Raw genomic sequence first — 14,513 nt, forward strand, 5'->3', positions numbered from 1 at the left:
CTTTATCCGGGGGGAACGGTTCAATGGGAAAAATTTATAAGTTCGGCACGCTGGCTTTGTTGGTATGGTCGGGCACAGTTTCGTCACAAACGTTGATTGAGGCAGCATCCTACGCAGTAGGGAGTTCTCCTGATGTGGCGATTGTTAAAAGTCAGTATTTAGCTCGAGTTGAGCAGATCGGTGTTTCGAAAGCGGGTTATCTACCTACGGTTGATCTTGCTCTTGGATGGGGTGGAGAGCGTACAAACAGTCCTTCAACCAGAGCAGCGGCAGCGTCGAGTGGTTCTAAATTTGTTAATTTGGAGCGAGGTGAAGCATCACTGACGATGAGTCAGCTTCTCTATGACTACGCACGTACGAAGAATGATATTGATCGTACTCAAGCTGAGGCTATAGCACAGCGCTTTCAGCTATGGAGTGCAGCAGAAAATACTACCCTTGAAGTTGCTGATGCATATATGACAGTGATTCATGCTCAGGAAGCATCTGTATTGGCGGCGGAGAACCTTGAAGCGCACATCGAAATTCTGGATGGTATTCGCAAGCGTTCTGAACACGGTCTTGGGTCAGCTTCCGATCTTTCTCAGGTAAAAGGTCGTTTGAGTCGTGCACATTCGAACTATCTGGCGACTGATAATAATGTTCTTGATGCTAAAACACGCTATTACAAAGTTGTAGGTCAGGAGCCATTAGGTCTGAAAAAACCTGATGCTGTTGATCAATCTATGCCTCCCTCTTATGAGGAGGCCTTGGAACGGGCCGGTAAAATTCACCCTACTCTGCTTTCTGCGCAGTGGGATATGGATGCTGCGGTTGCTCAACTGAAAATAAAAGATTCTGATTTCCACCCTGATGTCCGTTTAGAACTGGGTGGAACCTTTAATAATAATCTCGACGGAGCGGTTGGTTATAGCAATGATATGACCGCAATGATCCGCATGCGTTATAACCTTTTCAATGGTAATGCAGATACACACCGCCAGAAAGAAGCTTATTATCAGTTGATGGAAGCAAGCGCGATTCGTGATCGTGCTCAGCGTGAAGTAGCTGAAGGGATGAGTCTTTCCTGGAATGCTTATCAGTTGTTGGAACGTCAAATGGAGTTTCTTGAAGCTCATGTGATCGAAGCTGAAAAAACACTTAATGCTTATAAGCAGCAGTTCAAACTAGGTCGTCGCACTTTGGTGGATTTGCTAGATTCTGAAAATGAACTTTTTGAATCTCGTCAGAAATTGCTTGAGGCAGATAAAGATCGTGTTCTGACCCAGTTCCGGGTACTGAATGCTATGGGTGATCTGCTGACAGTATTGAATTTGAACCGTGAATCTATTCTGACCAGTGAAGAGCAGGAAGAGATCGCTTATCTTCAGAAGTAAGACTTAATATTGCTGTAGTCGGTAGGCTACAGCAATATTCCCCTTGTAATCTAAGCTGCTAATTCTATTAAAATCCGCTATAATCGCCGCCTTTTCTAACAGCCCTTTTGAATGTGAACATGAGCGAAGAACTGGCAAAGCAGCAGAAAACCCGGGTTAATAAACTCCAGAAACGCCTGCGTCGTGAAACCGGACGTGCCATCGCAGATTTTAATATGATCGAAGATGGCGATAAGGTTATGGTCTGTCTTTCTGGTGGCAAAGACTCCTTTGCAATGCTCGATATCCTAATGAATCTCCAAAAAAGCGCGCCAATCAGTTTTGAGATTGTTGCGGTTAACATGGATCAAAAACAACCAGGCTTCCCTGAGCATATTCTTCCAGCGTATCTGGCTGAAATCGGCATACCTTTCCATATCGTTGAACGAGATACCTATTCTGTCGTAAAAGAATTAGTGCCAGAAGGGAAAACTACCTGTTCACTCTGCTCACGTCTTCGTCGTGGAACCCTATATGGGTTTGCTGAAGAGATTGGCGCTAACAAAATTGCGCTTGGTCATCATCGTGACGACATACTCGAAACCTTTTTCCTGAATATGTTCTATGGCGGTAAACTTAAGTCGATGCCGCCAAAACTGGTGAGTGATGACGGTAGGAATATGGTCATTCGGCCATTGGCATATGCTCGGGAGAAAGATATAGCTGCCTACGCGGAGCTACGTGAATTTCCGATTATTCCCTGTAACCTCTGTGGTTCTCAGGATGGTTTGCAGCGTCAGGTTATCAAAGAGATGTTACAGGGTTGGGATAAAAACCATCCGGGCCGCATTGAAACGATGTTTCGTTCTCTAAGGCATGTAGTTCCCTCTCACTTGGTCGATACTGAGCTGTTTGATTTTAAAAGCTTAGAACGGGGTTATCCCCATGGAATTACAGATCATAATGCTGCTGTAAACAGCGAGGCTGCAGGTCCTGTCCCTGAAATGATCGATATTCTTTCTCTATGAGCAATGTTTTTATTGAAGAATTTTTCCTAAGATAGGGACTAATAGCTGATGAAAATATGGGTTGATGCAGACGCTTGTCCTAATGTGGTGAAGGATATTCTTTACCGTGCAGCAGAACGTTTGGCGGTAGAGATGACCCTAGTGGCTAACCAGTTTTTGAGTACGCCGCCATCAAAGGTTATTAGTGCTGTACAAGTGCCAGCGGGTTTTGATGTTGCTGATAATTATATTGTGCAAAAAAGTCAGCCTGGCGATCTTATTATTACCGCGGACATTCCGCTTGCTGCTGAAGTACTGGATAAAGGGTGCCACGCATTGAATCCTCGCGGGGAGTTTTATACGCCTGAAAATATCCGCCAACGGCTCAATATGCGGGACTTTATGGACCAGTTGAGAAGTTCCGGCATTGATACCGGTGGGCCAGGTAAGTTGGGGCAGCAGGATAGACAGCTGTTTGCTAATCAGCTTGATCGCTTTCTTTCGAAGCACCTTCGCAGTTAATTCCTGATAAGTTAACAGGTCCCTATTTATTGTTCTGACTAAATTGTGTTTTTGGTGAGGGAATAGGGGAAAACCTTTATTTTTATTCTCATTTGTTCTACCTTCTTGGTTATTAAATAATAATAACTGAGGTTGCTATGAGCGACGCACTTCTTATCCGAGAAGACTCTGACGGAGTCTGCCAACTGACGCTTAACCGTCCTGGTGCATATAACTCTTTGTCTATGGAGTTAATGGAGGCGCTTATCGCCACCTTAGATGATATCGCTGAAGATATTTCTGTACGAGTAGTGGTGCTACAGGGTGGCGGTCGTGGTTTTTGTTCTGGTCATGATTTGAAACAGATGCTGGGTGAGGGGGAAGAAGCGTACTACCAGTGTACGTTCGATACCTGTTCTGCGTTGATGCAGCGTATTGTCAATCTGCCTATTCCTGTGATTGCACAAGTCCACGGAGTTGCAACAGCTGCTGGTTGTCAGCTAGTAGCCAGTTGTGACTTGGCTGTGGCTAGTGAAAAATCCCGTTTTGCTACCCCCGGAGTAAATATTGGTTTGTTCTGTTCGACACCAATGGTTGCGCTTAGCCGGGCTGTCAGTAAAAAGCATGCGATGGAAATGCTATTACTTGGCGATATGATTGGTGCCGAGCGAGCCTGGGAGATGGGTTTGGTTAATTGGGTTGTGGAGGAAGAGCAGTTGCAGCAGAAAGTTCTGGAAGTGGCAGGAAAAATTGCAGCCAGTTCCCGTAAAGCGATTTCAATAGGCAAACAGGCTTATGCGCGGCAAATCGATAAAACTCTTAGTGAAGCATATACAGAGTGCAGTCAGGTGATGACTGGAAATATGATGACCCATGATGCAGGTGAAGGTATTGATGCTTTTATCAATAAACGTAAGCCAGATTGGCAGCATCGTTGAGGAAAAAACTCTTGAAAAAAAACCGCAGATTCTTCTGCGGTTTTTTTTGCACTGTGATTATCTATTAGTCGAACAGGTGGCGCATTTCGATCAGACTCTGTTATTATATTTGCATAAAGTAATAAGCTTATAACAATAAGAAATATAATAAGGTTCTAATCAATGAATATTGAATATAGAGCCTGACGCTCAAAATATCGGCTAGACATTGGTCGAGTTTTCTTATATTTCTTTTCTCTATAAGGTTATTTCAAATAATAATATAAAAGTGTTCTTATGCTTTGTGCATATTGAACAAACTGTCTGGAGGCGTGGATGTCCAATCGGATTAAGAATCTGTCGACCCGCGAGCTAATGGCTCAATTAGCAAAAGAATCTGAAGGTTTATCAATTTCCGATCGTCGGGATTTTCTCAAACATGGAATGCTTGCTGCTGGTGCTATGACCGCAACGACATTTAGTGGTCTGGCTGGCGCAGCTGATGCTAAAAACCTTCCGCCAATGGAACCTGAGTGGGGGCGTCGTTTGGGTGCTGGTGTCATCGATAAGCCTTATGGCGAGCCATCGAAGTATGAAAGTGGGGTAGTTCGTCGAACTGTTCCCTGGCTAACCGCCGAATCTATTGCCTCTATCAGTATGACCCCAATTCAGGACCTGAAAGGAATCATTACGCCAAATGGTCTGGTCTTTGAACGTTATCACGCAGGTGTAGCGCAGATAAACCCGCAAGAACATCGATTGATGATTCATGGTCTGGTTGATCGCCCCATCATTTTCACAATGGAAGACCTGATGCGTTTTCCATCGGTTTCCGAGATCAAATTTATTGAGTGTCCAGCCAACGGTGGTATGGAGTGGAAAGGCGCACAGATGGAGGCACTGCAGTTTACTCACGGTATGTTGAGTTGTTGTGAATGGACTGGTGTTCCACTGAGGGTTTTGCTCGAAGAGGCAGGTGTAAAACCTGAAGGTAAATGGATACTGGCGGAAGGGGCTGACGGCTCCCACATGAGCCGCTCTATCCCTATCGAAAAAGCTTTAGATGATACCCTGGTTGTTTACGCTCAGAATGGTGAGATGCTTCGGCCTGAGCAGGGTTATCCGTTACGATTGTTAAACCCGGGCTGGGAGGGCAATACTTCAATTAAGTGGCTGCGTCGAATTGAAGTAGGCGATAAGCCCTGGTACCAGCGCGAAGAAACCTCTAAGTATACCGACCTTATGGCAGATGGACGTGCACGCAAGTTTACCTTTGTGCAGGAAACTAACTCAGTTATTACCAGCCCATGTCCGGAAAAACCGATTATAAAGAGTGGATTAATCGAGATTGAAGGCCTTGCCTGGACGGGCAGAGGGAAGATCAAACAGGTTGATATCTCTTTTGATGGCGGTATCAGCTGGGTGCCTGCAAAGCTAAAAGGTTTGGTGCTCGATAAGGCGCTAACCCGTTTTAGCCTAGTTACAAAATGGGATGGGCAGCCCTGGTTGCTGCAGAGTCGGGCGGTCGATGAAACCGGTTATGTGCAGCCTACTCTGCGTCAGTTAAGAGAGGCTCGTGGCACGAACTCTATCTACCATAAGAACTCAATCCATACCTGGAAAATCGAAGCAAACGGAGAGGTTAAAAATGTTCAGATTAGTTAAAACGTCTCTCCAGATTACAGCTGTTTCTACAGCTCTTCTGATGGCTTCAGGTGTAGTGAATGCGGCTGAAAAATATGGTTTTGGTAAGACCGCTACCGATGTAGAAATTCAGGGTTGGGATATTGATATTCGTCCTGATGGAATGGGCCTTCCGAAAGGTGAAGGATCTGTAGCTGATGGAGAAGAGCTTTATGAACAGCTCTGTGCTACCTGTCACGGATTGTTTGGTGAAGGTGAAGGGCGCTGGCCAGTGCTGGCAGGTGGTGAAGACACTCTGCAAGAGGATCGTCCAGTAAAAACGGTTGGTAGTTACTGGCCTTATGCGAGCACTCTTTATGATTACATTCGGCGGGCAATGCCGTTTACGGCGCCTCGTTCATTGAGTGATGATCAAACTTATCAGTTAGCCGCCTATGTGCTTTATCTGAATGAAGTTGTTGATGAGGAATTTGTTGCTAATAAGGACACGCTGGCAAAGGTAGAAATGCCTAATCGAGAAGGTTTCTTTGTCGATCCACGGCCTGATGTAAAGAATGAGCGCTGTATGGAGAATTGTGCTGATCCTTCTAAGCTAAATATCGTCGGAACGGTGGCAGGTATTACTCCGGTAGGGCACTTTGTCGAAGGAGCTGATGCGCCTGCAGCGTCACATCATGGTCAGGAGCTTAAAGAGCGAAAGATGCAGGGTGAAGACGTTGCGCAAGACACCACACATGCGATTGCTCTGTCTGAAGCTGCTCAAGCTGGGCGTGAAACTTATGATAATGCCTGTCAGGCCTGCCATGCTTCTGGTCTTGCGGGTTCTCCAAAGCTTGGAGATAAAGCTGACTGGAAAGTACGAATTGAACAAGGTATACCGGTACTTGTAGAACATGCTATTAATGGATTTACTGGTAATAGCGGTATTATGCCACCTAAAGGTGGCCGGAATGATTTGGCTGACGAACAGGTTAATCAGGCGGTTACTTATATGGTGGAGTCAAGCCAGTAGTAGAGGATTAAACGCGGTCTCGAAGAGGCCGTTTTTAGTATAAAAATAACAAAAAATGAGAACGGTAATTCCGGAGGAATGCGAATGCGTAAGCTGAAAACCTTGCTATGTGCGACAGGTTTACTGGCGATGCTGTCAGCAGGTTCTGCTCAGGCTGCAGGTCAGGAGGAAATGATCGAGATGGGTAAAGCGGTATATCTGAATAAATCCAGAGGTAACTGCGTATCTTGTCACCAGATCAATGACCCTGATGCTACTCAGGCAGGTAACCAGGGGCCACCTATAGTGGCAATGAAACAGCGCTTCCCAGATAAGGCTGTGCTGCGTGCACAAGTGTGGGATGCGACTGTTAATAACCCAATCACCATAATGCCCCCATTGGGTAAGCACTGGATTCTCTCAGAAGCAGAGATCGATGCTGTAGTCGAGTATGTTTACCAGTTTTAACCGATTGTGCAAAAGAATAATCAGATGCACCGATAGATAGAGGATTTGAAGAATGATGAATCGTCGTAAAGTAATTAAAGCTCTCGCCACCGGTGGCGCTTTGATTGGCGCAAGTGTGTTGATGCCAGGTCTGGCTTTAGCAGGATGGAACAAAGAAGCCTTTGGTTCAGAGAATCAGGGGATGGCTATGAAATCACTGTTGGGCGCTGAGCCGGCAGCGAGCGCAGACGTCAGCCTTAAAGCACCAAGCATTGCTGAAAACGGGGCTGTTGTTCCTGTTACCGTTAAGACCGCAGTAGCAAATGTTGAGTCGATCAGTATTTTTGTTGAGGGCAACCCAACACCTTTGGTGGCGGAATTTATGATTCCGGCAGGTACTAAAGCTGAAGTATCTACCCGTATTCGTATGGGCAAAACTTCCAATATTACCGCAGTAGTGAAAGCTGATGGGCAGCTTCTGAGTGCATCTCAGGAGACTAAAGTGACTATCGGTGGTTGTGGCGGATAATTTAAGGCTTTATTGAAGAGGAAAGAATCATGGCTGGAATTATGAAAGTTAAGGCTAAGTCAAAAAAAGAGATGACTAGCGTCAAACTGATGGCTAAGCACATTATGGAAAGCGGTCAGCGTAAAGATAAAAAAACTGGAGAAGCGATCCCTGCAATGTTTTTGCAAGGGATAACCGTTCAGCATGGTGGTAAAACTGTGTTTGAGGCTAATCTTGGGACTGCTGTATCAAAAAACCCATACCTGGCATTTACCTTTGCAGGTGGTGCTAAGGGTGAAGAGCTAACCATTAACTGGGTTGAAAGCACAGGTAAGACCGGCTCTGAAACTGCCGCAATTAAATGATTTAGGGGAAGGCTTCGCGGAAAGTCTGAATCCCTATTCTCCTTACCTGTACAGCTGTGGAGTGTGTTGATGAAAATAATAAAAACGATGGCATTCGGCGTGGGGCTTGTTTTGAGCGCTCAGATATCTCAGGCTGCTGATTCCGGTTTTACTCTGGAAACTGTTAATCCTGAGGCAGATCGCGTTGCCCTGCAAAATTACTTTAAAAAGCGTTTTCCTGATGCGGAATTGAATGATTACGTCAATGGTATCTATGCCGTTGATTCTAATTCAAGAGAGCAGTGGGAAGAGATAGAAGAGTTTCCTCCATACGAGTTTGCGGTTGAGGAGGGTGAGGCTCTGTTTAATACGACATTCGCTAATGGCAAAGGTTATGCCGACTGCTTCGAAAATGGTGGTATAGGTATTCGTCAGAATTTCCCTTACTGGAGTAAGGAGGAAGGCACAGTTAAAACTCTTGAGATGGAGATCAATGAGTGCCGTGAAGCCAATGGTGAGAAAGTACTTAAATGGAGTAAAGGGGATATAGCTAAAGTTTCAGCATATATGGCCTGGACCTCTCGCGATCAGGTCATCGATATTAAGCTTCCCGAAGATGATGCTGGCGCTATGGCGGCTTATTTGGATGGTAAAAAGTTCTTTTACGCCAAGCGTGGTCAGTTAAATCTCTCCTGTGCTAATTGTCATGTACAAGGTGCAAATATTCGTATTCGTGCTGACCTGCCAAGTCCGCAACTTGGGCATACAAGCCACTTCCCAGTATTTCGTTCTAAATGGGGTGAACTAGGTACTCTGCATCGTCGCTATTCGGGTTGTCATAAAGATTCCCGCTCCCACCCACTTAAGCCGCAGACTGAAACTTTCCGTAATCTGGAGTATTTTCAGAGTTATATGAATAATGGTCTGGCTATAAACGGCCCTGGTGCGCGTAAGTAACTCAAAGGAGAACGAATCATGAAAAAGGCACTTATTTTAGCTGCTGCACTGACGCTGGTTCCGACTTTCGTTGCTGCGGAAAGCTTTGAAAATGCATATTTACAGGCACGGGCTATGTATGGCCAGGGTGCTGTTTTTGAGTGGAATGGTAAACAGTATGCAGCTGTTCACGAGGAGGAAGTAGAGGCTGATATTGCAGCAACGGCTGAGAATGCTCAGATGATGGTTGATAAGGCAAAGGCAAAAAATAAAGAAGTAGCCGAGCTAGGGTTTGAGTGGAAACTTACCCGAGGGATTATCAAGGATGCAGAATCGGCTTTAACTGCTGGAGAATATCGCAAGGCTCTGGATCTGGCTGCGCAGGCTAAATACCATGCACGGATGGGTATCAAACAGTATCACTACGCTCAGTCAAGCTGGCAGCTTTCGGTCCCTCAATAAAGCGGCCATTTCAAAACTGCGGCCAACTAGGCCGCAGAACTTAATCTGTATCTATTCAGGTATTAGCTATGTCAATGTCACGCCGTGAATTTGCCCAGTTGATGGGGCTGGCTGGTGCAGCCGGAATGCTTCCGCTACAAGGTTTTGCTGCTAAGAAACAGTCTTCAGAGCTCTACGAAGTTCCGAGTTTTGGTAATGTAAGACTACTGCATATTACTGATTGTCACGCTCAGCTTATGCCGGTCTATTTTCGTGAGCCCAATGTGAATTTGGGTATCGGTGGAGCACGGGGAAATGCTCCTCATTTGGTTGGTGATAAACTGCTAAATCATTTTGGAATTCGGGCTAACTCACTGGAAGCTCATGCGTTTACTAGTCTTAACTACGATAGCGCAGCGCTGAAATACGGTAAGGTCGGCGGCTTTGCTCACATCAAGACTCTGATAAATCGTTTGCGGCAGAGTTATGGCAGTGAAAATACCCTGTTGTTGGATGGCGGGGATACCTGGCAGGGATCTGGAACTGCATATAAGACCCGGGGAATGGATATGGTTGAAGCCTCCAATGATTTGGGTGTTGATATTATGACGGGTCACTGGGAATTTACTTATCATCAGGAAGAGGTGTTGAAAAACATCAAAGCTTTTAATGGTGAGTTTCTGGCTCAGAACGTATTTATTACGGAAGATGCTTTGTTTGAAGGAGCGGATGATTATATCCATGATGAGGATTCGGGTCGTGTATTTAAGCCTTACACCATTCGTGAAATGGGTGGTGCACGTATAGCTGTTATTGGACAGTGCTTCCCGCGGACAAAAATTGCTAATCCGGCTCGCTTTATTCCTGATTGGACCTTTGATATCTATGATGATTCCTTGCAGGAACTGGTAGACGAAATTCGTGGATCGGAATCAGTGGATGCGGTTATTGTCATTTCTCACAATGGTATGGACGTAGATTTGGAAATGGCCCGTAGGGTCAGCGGAGTCGATGTGATTCTGGGTGGCCATACCCATGACGGGATACCTGCGCCAACGATTGTTAAAAATAATGGCGGTAAGACGCTGGTTTGTAACGTCGGTTCCAACGGTAAGTTTGTCGGGGTGATGGATCTGGATATTCGTGCAGGCAAAGTACAGGATTTCCGTTATCGTTTGCTGCCAGTGTTCTCAGATCTGATTCCCGCTGATTCGCAAATGACTAAATTAATCGAAGATATTCGAGCACCGCATATGCCTTGGTTAAGTGAGGAACTGGCGGTGGCTGATGAACTAATGTTCCGTCGAGGTAACTTTAACGGCACCTTTGATCAGGTAATCTGTGATGCATTACGTAATGTGAATGATGCACATATCTCTCTATCACCTGGTTTCCGCTGGGGCACAACCGTACTCAAAGGTCAGATGGTAACGATGGAGCATGTTCTGGATCAAACCTGCCTGACTTATCCGGAAACCTACGTCCGGGAGATGAAAGGAGAGGAGTTGAAGCTTATTCTGGAGGATGTAGCTGATAACCTATTCAATCCTGATCCGTATCTGCAGTCAGGTGGAGACATGGTACGGGTGGGCGGATTCGATTATGTCTGTGATCCGACTCAATCGATCGGTAAGCGAATTAGCGAGATGACCCTGGATAACGGTGAGAAGGTTGAGGCCTCGAAAAGTTATAAAGTATCTGGTTGGGCAACGGTGGGGTCTCGTTCAGAGGGTGCTGATATCTGGGATGTTGTGGCAACTCATCTGCGTGACCGAAAGGTTGCGAGTATTGATAAACTCAATACCCCTAAACTAAAAAATGTAGCGGGTAATCCAGGCATCATGGATTACAGCTGATGAGATAGATAGCTGAAGATTTAAACGGGGAGCTATATGCTCCCCTTTTTTATGGTTCTTATCAGGGCGGAGGTGAAAGCGGTTCTACTCTCTGAGGGCATCCGCTAGAATGGGCGCACAAGTTTGAGGGATAGGTTTAAGATAATTGTATGAAGGGTATAACTGTGAACCGAATCGCGATGCTTGCTCTGCTGAGTATCTTTACATTAGCTGGTTGTAATGCTGCAGGAGTTCAGCCTGATCAGAGTGCTACGATGCCCGAAACGCCAGTAGTGGCGCCTGTTGCTGCTTTTGATCAGGCTGCTCAGTTTGAACAGCTTAATGGGCGTATTACCCGGCTGCAAGAGCAGTTTCTAGAGCTTAAGGTCCAAAATAGCGCGGTTGCTGAGCGGGTACAGTTGTTATTAACTCAGTTTCAAGTCTTGGCCCAGGCGGTGAAGCAATCCCCGACACAAGTCAATCAGGCCCCGGTTGCTGATACTTCAGAAATGATGCAGCGTCTTGACCAGCAATTGCTTGAGTTGCAGCAACTTGCGCCTGAGTTCGGTGGCGGAGATCCATTTAAACTGGCGACCTGTTATTCAGCAAAAGGAGAGTGGAAACTAATTCGTTACAATCGCTTTTCTGGTGAGAGCTGGATATCTACTGCAAATAGCTGGGAGCCTCTGGCGGAAGAATTAACACCCACTATCTCTTCTTATGAGGTGCAACTATTGCCGGCAAAAGGTGACGTGAAAGGTTATGTGGCAGCCCGTGTTGATCAAAATAGTGGCGATACCTGGTGGTTGAATCAAAAGACCTGGGTTAAATATCAGCAGTAATATCAAAGATAAATTATGACAGAACGTACTACTGAAAGCCTGACGAGACTCTTTAATGATTTATTCAGTGAAACACTGAATACGGTTTTGGTCCGGGGGGATGATGAGCCTGTCTATCTTCCTGCTGATACAGAGTTTCCTCAGCACCGAGTTGTTTTTGCACATGGTTTTTTTGCCAGTGCACTACACGAAATAAGTCACTGGTGTGTTGCCGGTGAGCAGCGACGTCAGCTGATAGATTTCGGTTACTGGTATAAGCCAGATGGACGAACCGCCGAAGAGCAGGCAGAATTTGAAAAGGTTGAGGTTAAGCCTCAGGCTCTGGAATGGATGCTGTCGGAAGCGGCAGGTCATAAGTTTCATTTCAGTGCTGATAATCTAGGTAGTGATATCGGCGCCAGTGAGGAATTTAAGGAGAATGTATTCCGGCAAGTGCAAAACTACCTTGCAAATGGTGTTCCTGAGCGTCCAGCGAGCCTTATCAAGGTGTTCCAGAGTTATTACGGAATAGAGCCTCTTACCTCTGATCGGTTCTCTTTAGTTGGTAAGTAAAAAAGATTATAGGCAAATAAAAAAAACCGGCGAATGCCGGTTTTATCATATTAGGGTAGCTATTTACTGATCTTGCGCTTTTTTCTGCATGCCATTGTGCATTTTCATCTGACCCATACCCGACATCACATCTTTGACATTAATATCCAATGATTTAGAGCTGCCGTCGCTGAAATTTAGTGTTAGATCGACAGTTTCGCCTTTTACCAGGTTCTGCTTCAGACCGATCAACATGATATGTAGGCCACCGGGTTTGAGCTCAACTTGTTGATTCCCTTTCAGGGTTATCTGTGGAACCTGACGCATTTTCATTACACCGTTTTCATTGGTGTGGGCGTGCAGCTCAGCAACTTTAGAAACAGAGCTGGAAGCTGATACTAGTGAAACCTCTGTGTCACTGTTGTTTTTCAGGGACATAAAGGCAGCGCTATTTGGCTGTCCTGGTGGCACAGCGCGGGCGTAAGGTTGGTCAACTTTAACTTCGGCAAAAGCTGAAGCAGACAGTGTAAGCGCGGCGATCAGTGTGATTACTTTGTTCATGACGGTCCTTATTTGTTCAAGTATCAGTTCTTTGAAAGTTAAAAATAATTTATTTAAAGCAGGGCTTCAATCTCAGTAACTAATTGATCGGGCATGGTGCCATGCATCACCGTTTTACTGAGTTTTCCCTGTTTGTCGATCAGATAGATTCGGGATGAGTGATCTACCGCATAGCCCATTGCGGAGTCCTTCATATCCACCATTCGATAAAACGAACCAAACTGTCTGACGACAGTGTCGATGCTATCTCGACTACCAGTGATACCCAGAATTGAGGGGTGAAAGAAACTACTGTATTCCGCTAGTCTTTCGGGAGTGTCTCGTTCAGGGTCGACACTGATGAAGATAGGTTGAATCTGTTTTTGTTGCTCTGTATCCATGTTTTTTATTGCCTGGGACATTATGGCCAGAGAGGTAGGGCAGACATCGGGGCAGTTCGTATAGCCAATATAGATCATCACCACTTTACCGTTGAAATCATGGAGGGATACATCGCCGTCAATGCCTTGCAAGGTGAAATCACCTCCCAGTGTCTGGAGCATCGACTGGTTTGACGTGTTAGGGCGTGGAGAGAGGAGGTAGGCTGTGACAATTCCTCCCAATAGTGCCAGCGTCAGAAGTAACAGATTACGGAGAGTTGTCAGGTTATTTGCCATTATTTTGCTCTGAATTCAAACCATGTATTTAATTGTCCGGCTTCGGTTTTTGCTGAAACCGTTAATCGCCACTTCATTTCCCCGGTAGTGCAGACCGCTAACTCTCCCTGGCCTTCAAATACGCCAGGTTTACCTGCGACTGGGGAAAGTTCGGTCTGGTTAATACCCATATACATCTCGCTGCCTTGCAGGTTTATCATTACCTGGCTAGCGTTTGTTCCTTCTATGCTGACTCGATAACTCAAAGGTGTCAGTGAGCGGATCTCACGGGGCTGAATATCAAGGGTGAGGCTGGCCTCTCCCATATCGACTTTGCAACTCTGCTGCCTTAGATCGCAGTCACTGGTATACCCTGGGCTTTCTTCATTCGGGAGGCTGAACATGGATGCCCCCAGCCAGATCGCCAGAATAAAGCCTCCCAGAAGAAGTAGATAGAGATACTGGGAAGTGCTTTTTTTAGCTTCAGGTTGTGCCATGTATGCGTATTTCCTTTGCATTGAATTGTCACCGATCCTGGAAAGGATCTGAATGTGGCAAATTGTCGCATTAACAGTGGAACAGTGAAATGACTGATTATTCTATAAAACTGAAAAACATATAGATATTTGTTTTAAATCTAAACGATTATAAATATTTAACCTATTCAAAAATAACGTCTTTATTTGATTTTTAACGCTAATTAAAAAAATATAATGTATGAAAGGTGCGCGTATTTAAGAGAATGAACCTATACTCTTGATGATTAGGCATTAGCTCGTGGGGGGGTTACATGCATCCACACTGTCGGGATTGTAAATTTCTGATTGAGTCCAAGCTCATCACTGAGCCACATCATAGTTTAAAGCCACTGTTAAATAAGCCAGCTGCTCAAGTCTATCAATGTCGTAACTGTGAGAGTTGCTTTATCTTTACCAATAAAGATATTTCTCTGGTTATGTTGAATAAAGAGGCAGAGGGTAATAACCCTGCCTAGTGCTGCTTGCGTTAGTATTCTTTT

Annotated in this window: 17 protein-coding genes; 14 read left to right on the plus strand and 3 right to left on the minus strand. The window is 45.4% G+C overall.

What is annotated here, in order from left to right:
• Positions 1 to 23: 23 nt before the first annotated feature.
• From QZZ54_RS12885 to QZZ54_RS12950, 14 genes are all read left to right on the plus strand, one after another.
• Entirely contained in the window at positions 24 to 1,376 is a 1,353-nt protein-coding gene (locus QZZ54_RS12885) for a TolC family outer membrane protein (RefSeq protein WP_290703098.1), read from the plus strand.
• 119 nt (positions 1,377 to 1,495) lie between these two features.
• Positions 1,496 to 2,383 carry a tRNA 2-thiocytidine(32) synthetase TtcA gene (gene ttcA, locus QZZ54_RS12890; RefSeq protein WP_290703099.1) on the plus strand — a complete coding sequence of 296 codons (888 nt, stop codon included), beginning with the start codon at positions 1,496 to 1,498 and terminating at the stop codon, positions 2,381 to 2,383.
• Positions 2,384 to 2,431: 48 nt separating this feature from the next.
• Positions 2,432 to 2,884 (plus strand): YaiI/YqxD family protein, encoded by a 453-nt coding sequence (locus tag QZZ54_RS12895; protein ID WP_290703100.1) that lies wholly within the window; start codon positions 2,432 to 2,434, stop codon positions 2,882 to 2,884.
• 137 nt (positions 2,885 to 3,021) lie between these two features.
• Positions 3,022 to 3,801: an enoyl-CoA hydratase gene (locus QZZ54_RS12900; protein ID WP_290703101.1), complete on the plus strand. Its 780-nt coding sequence runs from the start codon at positions 3,022 to 3,024 to the stop codon at positions 3,799 to 3,801.
• A gap of 315 nt (positions 3,802 to 4,116) precedes the next feature.
• On the plus strand, positions 4,117 to 5,445 hold the full coding sequence (soxC, locus tag QZZ54_RS12905) for a sulfite dehydrogenase (RefSeq protein WP_290703102.1): 1,329 nt from the start codon (positions 4,117 to 4,119) through the stop codon (positions 5,443 to 5,445).
• Positions 5,429 to 6,436 carry a c-type cytochrome gene (locus QZZ54_RS12910; RefSeq protein ID WP_290703103.1) on the plus strand — a complete coding sequence of 336 codons (1,008 nt, stop codon included), beginning with the start codon at positions 5,429 to 5,431 and terminating at the stop codon, positions 6,434 to 6,436. The genes soxC and QZZ54_RS12910 overlap by 17 nt, the downstream gene beginning before the upstream one ends.
• Positions 6,437 to 6,520: 84 nt before the next feature.
• The gene (gene soxX / locus QZZ54_RS12915) at positions 6,521 to 6,883 is read left to right on the plus strand and encodes a sulfur oxidation c-type cytochrome SoxX (protein WP_290703104.1); all 363 of its coding nucleotides are present in this window, start codon (positions 6,521 to 6,523) and stop codon (positions 6,881 to 6,883) included.
• A 52-nt stretch (positions 6,884 to 6,935) separates the two neighbouring features.
• Positions 6,936 to 7,391: a thiosulfate oxidation carrier protein SoxY gene (soxY, locus tag QZZ54_RS12920; protein ID WP_290703105.1), complete on the plus strand. Its 456-nt coding sequence runs from the start codon at positions 6,936 to 6,938 to the stop codon at positions 7,389 to 7,391.
• A 29-nt stretch (positions 7,392 to 7,420) separates the two neighbouring features.
• A complete protein-coding gene (gene soxZ, locus QZZ54_RS12925) occupies positions 7,421 to 7,735 on the plus strand; it encodes a thiosulfate oxidation carrier complex protein SoxZ (RefSeq protein ID WP_290703106.1) in 315 nt (104 codons plus the stop codon).
• A gap of 69 nt (positions 7,736 to 7,804) precedes the next feature.
• Positions 7,805 to 8,671 (plus strand): sulfur oxidation c-type cytochrome SoxA, encoded by an 867-nt coding sequence (gene soxA, locus QZZ54_RS12930; RefSeq protein WP_290703107.1) that lies wholly within the window; start codon positions 7,805 to 7,807, stop codon positions 8,669 to 8,671.
• 18 nt (positions 8,672 to 8,689) lie between these two features.
• On the plus strand, positions 8,690 to 9,112 hold the full coding sequence (locus QZZ54_RS12935) for a hypothetical protein (RefSeq protein WP_290703108.1): 423 nt from the start codon (positions 8,690 to 8,692) through the stop codon (positions 9,110 to 9,112).
• A gap of 68 nt (positions 9,113 to 9,180) precedes the next feature.
• Complete coding sequence (gene soxB / locus QZZ54_RS12940) at positions 9,181 to 10,947, plus strand: thiosulfohydrolase SoxB (RefSeq protein ID WP_290703109.1); 1,767 nt, start codon at positions 9,181 to 9,183, stop codon at positions 10,945 to 10,947.
• A 149-nt stretch (positions 10,948 to 11,096) separates the two neighbouring features.
• Positions 11,097 to 11,768, plus strand: coding sequence for a hypothetical protein (locus QZZ54_RS12945; RefSeq protein ID WP_290703110.1), 672 nt, complete (start codon positions 11,097 to 11,099; stop codon positions 11,766 to 11,768).
• 15 nt (positions 11,769 to 11,783) lie between these two features.
• Positions 11,784 to 12,320 (plus strand): elongation factor P hydroxylase, encoded by a 537-nt coding sequence (locus QZZ54_RS12950; protein ID WP_290703111.1) that lies wholly within the window; start codon positions 11,784 to 11,786, stop codon positions 12,318 to 12,320.
• Positions 12,321 to 12,383: 63 nt separating this feature from the next.
• On the opposite strand, the gene QZZ54_RS12955 is transcribed toward QZZ54_RS12950, so the two are convergent.
• From QZZ54_RS12955 to QZZ54_RS12965, 3 genes are read right to left on the minus strand one after another with little or no spacing between them, the layout of a single operon-like run.
• Positions 12,384 to 12,860: a copper chaperone PCu(A)C gene (locus tag QZZ54_RS12955; protein ID WP_290703112.1), complete on the minus strand. Its 477-nt coding sequence runs from the start codon at positions 12,858 to 12,860 to the stop codon at positions 12,384 to 12,386.
• A gap of 53 nt (positions 12,861 to 12,913) precedes the next feature.
• On the minus strand, positions 12,914 to 13,516 hold the full coding sequence (locus QZZ54_RS12960; protein ID WP_290703113.1) for an SCO family protein: 603 nt from the start codon (positions 13,514 to 13,516) through the stop codon (positions 12,914 to 12,916).
• Entirely contained in the window at positions 13,516 to 13,992 is a 477-nt protein-coding gene (locus QZZ54_RS12965) for a hypothetical protein (protein WP_290703114.1), read from the minus strand. Before QZZ54_RS12965 ends, QZZ54_RS12960 begins: the two co-directional genes overlap by 1 nt.
• Positions 13,993 to 14,513 lie beyond the last annotated feature (521 nt).

The sequence above is a fragment of the Amphritea sp. genome (genome assembly GCF_016744155.1).
In the GTDB taxonomy this organism is placed as follows: Bacteria; Pseudomonadota; Gammaproteobacteria; order Pseudomonadales; family Balneatricaceae; genus Amphritea.